This window comes from Photobacterium lucens (assembly GCF_009873615.1).
Classification (GTDB): Bacteria; Pseudomonadota; Gammaproteobacteria; order Enterobacterales; family Vibrionaceae; genus Photobacterium; species Photobacterium lucens.
The window spans coordinates 1-3,267 of sequence record NZ_SSMG01000370.1; the positions used below are offsets into that span (position 1 = coordinate 1).

At 40.0% G+C, this 3,267-nt stretch carries 4 protein-coding genes; 2 read left to right on the forward strand and 2 right to left on the reverse strand.

Features of this window, described 5'->3' with window-relative positions:
- On the reverse strand, window positions 1-435 hold a 435-nt coding region (locus E5A76_RS15445; protein ID WP_161119456.1), incomplete at its 3' end, for a prepilin-type N-terminal cleavage/methylation domain-containing protein.
- Window positions 436-606: 171 nt separating this feature from the next.
- Here E5A76_RS15445 and E5A76_RS15450 point away from each other — a divergent pair.
- Both E5A76_RS15450 and E5A76_RS15455 read left to right on the forward strand, forming a co-directional pair.
- Window positions 607-1,863: an MFS transporter gene (locus E5A76_RS15450; RefSeq protein ID WP_161119457.1), complete on the forward strand. Its 1,257-nt coding sequence runs from the start codon at window positions 607-609 to the stop codon at window positions 1,861-1,863.
- Window positions 1,860-2,546 carry a peptidoglycan DD-metalloendopeptidase family protein gene (locus E5A76_RS15455; RefSeq protein ID WP_161119458.1) on the forward strand — a complete coding sequence of 229 codons (687 nt, stop codon included), beginning with the start codon at window positions 1,860-1,862 and terminating at the stop codon, window positions 2,544-2,546. The genes E5A76_RS15450 and E5A76_RS15455 overlap by 4 nt, the downstream gene beginning before the upstream one ends.
- Window positions 2,547-2,613: 67 nt before the next feature.
- On the opposite strand, the gene E5A76_RS15460 is transcribed toward E5A76_RS15455, so the two are convergent.
- The gene (locus E5A76_RS15460; protein WP_161119459.1) at window positions 2,614-3,162 is read right to left on the reverse strand and encodes a carboxymuconolactone decarboxylase family protein; all 549 of its coding nucleotides are present in this window, start codon (window positions 3,160-3,162) and stop codon (window positions 2,614-2,616) included.
- Between the last annotated feature and the right edge of the window lie 105 nt (window positions 3,163-3,267).

The window sequence follows — 3,267 nt, forward strand, 5'->3', positions numbered from 1 at the left end:
ACCACTGTAGTTATTTGGCAGTAAAATAAATTTAGAGTTTGTTTTGTAATTATCATCGTAAGAAAACAATTCAACATCCATATTCACTAACGCTTTAAACTCTTTCAGAAACCTTTCACGTGGCAGTACGCGAAACAATGGATAGCCATCATTGTCATTGATCAAAATTTTTACGCCATTAATTGTTAAGAAACGTTGTAAGTCACTATCATGATCTTCTGTAGTGATATTCGCATTTACCATTTCTTGCTTAGCGTGGAACAGATCAAATGCATTTTGTATCGCAGCTCTGCTGGATTTCATTACAGCAACACGAGCATCAGACGGTAACTCCATTGTCTTTAACGATGCAACAACACCTATGATGCCAAGAATGACGATAACGACAACCAGCTCTATAAGTGTAAATCCTTTATTTTTATTCATTTGTCGCATTCAATCATCCTAAAAACACAAACCAACTTACTGAGTAATTCACAAAAGGAATTAGCTAACAGAAAGATAATCTATTACCACAATATTCTACAAGTATTTATTCTTTACATTCCCCTTTCATCGTAATAACAACCGCATTAGAATACCGCGCACATTCACTGGGAGAATAAGATGCGCAACCAACAACGCACGGCTCAACACCTGCCCTTATTTACACTCATTACGCTATACATCATTATCTTTCTTGGCTCTGCGGGATTTTTTATTACTATCCCTGCCTACGTCAGCTTATTTTTAACAGATCATTCGTTGGAATTTGCCAAGAGCATGCCGATTGAACAACGCCGCATGTTGTTTGGTACGGTTATGTCTGCCGCTCCATTTATTTCGATGTTCTTTACCCCTTTTATTGCCCGCTTTGCCGATAAATTTAGCCGTAAGAGCGTGATTGCTATTTGTTTGATGATTGCAGCTATCGGTTTCGCCTTACCGATTTATGCGATTGTGGTGAGCTCTGTGATCATTTTATTTGTCGGTAACATGATCAACAGCTTAGGCTCGGCAAGTCAGCCGATTGCGCAAGCGATCTTGGCTGATAACAGCGAAGGGAAAAACAAAGCAACATTAATGAGTTTAGTTGCAGTGGTAATGACAGCGGCCATGTCTTTTGGTCCTGCGCTTGGCAGTAAATTGTCTGCTAGCTATGGTGCTCAAGCGCCGTTCTATGCTTGTTTACTGATAGCTATCGTTAGCTTAGCGTTACTGTTTATTATTCGTTTACCGATTCAAAATACAGTAAAAGAAGAGAACCCATTCTCATTTGCTAAACCATTAAAGCGCAGCCAAAAAGGATTATTAAACTGTCTGTTTATTGTATTTATCTGCCAGTTTAGCTGGAGCCTCTATTTCCAAAACATTGCGTTTATCTTCCCACAGAAATGGAATATTGCGGTAGAAAGTGAATTCTACCAATACTTTATGATGGGCATTGGTATCGTAATGATTTTCTCTTTGCTATTACTCCCTCGCCTGATCTTGAAACGTTTCTCTTTGTCCTCTGCACTTCGAGTAACAACAGCGCTTTCGGCAATGGGTATGTTACTGCTAGCTATCTCGCCAACACCAACCACTCACGTATTGGCGATGATCTTTACTGCAACTATGGTGGCACTGTGTTTTCCTCTTTACATCACAGCCCTTTCAGACAGAGCAAGTGATATCGACCAAGGTTGGGCAATGGCGCTTTCAAGTGCAATGGTTGGCTTGGCGTGGACATTAACTGGATATTTGACTGCTATGATGGTGAATGTGCACCTATTATTGCCAACAGGTATTGCGGTTATTGGCTACCTAGCAGCAATGGTAATGGTGCCTACTCAAAATACGACTATAGAGAAGAAAACACCATCAGAATTGGAAGCAGCATGACAAACAGCAAAACATCACTAGAACATCTACTTAAAGCCCATGACTTTCACCCTGTCGTTCCAAAAGAATTACAATTTGGTACAGGGTATATTGTTGATTTAACACCAAGTAGTGATTTATGGAGTATGGTTACTGCAGAGCATAGCTTTGCTGATGAAATCGTAAACCGTGCTATTGCAGCGAATGCTATGGTGGTGATTGGTCGTTATGCTGAACATCGTTTGATCTACCAAGATAAAGCTAACTTTACCGATTCCCCTGATCGTACGGTTCATATGGCGATTGATTTAGGTTTACCTGAAGGTACACCTGTTTATGCCCCACTTGATGGTGAAATATTTGGTATTGCTAACCACACCGCAGACGGTGACTATGGTCCAACCGTGATCCTCAAACATGAATTAGAAGGTCATGTTTTTTATACTCTTTATGGTCATTGTGCGACAGAGTATTTATCAACCCTTGCTGTTGGACAGCAAATCACAGCAGGTCAGCAATTTACGGCAATAGGTAAAACGGAAGAAAATGGTGGCTGGGCACCCCATCTGCATTTTCAAATCATCAAAGATATGGGTAACTATACCAATGATTACCCTGGTGTAATTGACCCTGAACATTTGGATTTTTACCAAGATAACTGCCCGAACCCTAATCTAATCTTAAAACGCTGCGATTTAGATTAATACCAATGCCCATATAAAAAGACATTGCGGCCTTCAACAAAAGCCGCAATGTCTTCCTTTCTTATACTTACTTCGTCCAGCTGAATTTCTGGAACATAGGATCGACAGGTGTTTTCGCTACACGATTAACATAGTTACTGATCACCTTTTGCGATAAACCTAGAATGATCTCTAACACTTGCTTGTGCTCATACCCTGCTTGATAAAACGCCTGAAGCTCTTCTTCTGACACATTGCCACGTTTGCGAGTCAGGCTTAATGTGAAGTCTTTTAATGCCTGTAGCTTAGGTGTTGGCAGCTCATCATTATTACGTAACGCTTCAATCAGTACTGGATCGACTTTCATTGAATGAGCAATCAATGTATGAGCAGGGACACAGTAATGACACTCATGCTCAACGTTAATGGTTTGCCAAACAACCGTGAGTTCTTCTTTATCAAACGATGTTTCAGTAAATAACTGATGCAGCTCAGTATACGCTTTAAGTAACTGCGGAGATTCAGCCAATGTCGCGATTAAGTTCGGAATACTGCCCATTGTTTTCTTTGCATTAAGTAAAATTGGTTGTACTGATTGTGGTGCGGTTTCAATTGTATGAATAGTAAAGCCTGTCATTACGCTTTCTCCATTTGTTAAATTTTATCTGTCTATTTGTTGCGTGGAAACAGCATAAACATTTTTGAACACTCGTTCAATTATAATTTTGAACGATCGTTCAAG

Bases quoted from the DNA above. Each gene is read 5' to 3' on its own strand.
- E5A76_RS15450 (WP_161119457.1), top strand. From the start codon at position 607: ATGCGCAACCAACAACGCACGGCTCAACACCTGCCCTTATTTACACTC.
- E5A76_RS15455 (WP_161119458.1), top strand. From the start codon at position 1,860: ATGACAAACAGCAAAACATCACTAGAACATCTACTTAAAGCCCATGAC.
- E5A76_RS15460 (WP_161119459.1), bottom strand. From the start codon at position 3,162: ATGACAGGCTTTACTATTCATACAATTGAAACCGCACCACAATCAGTA.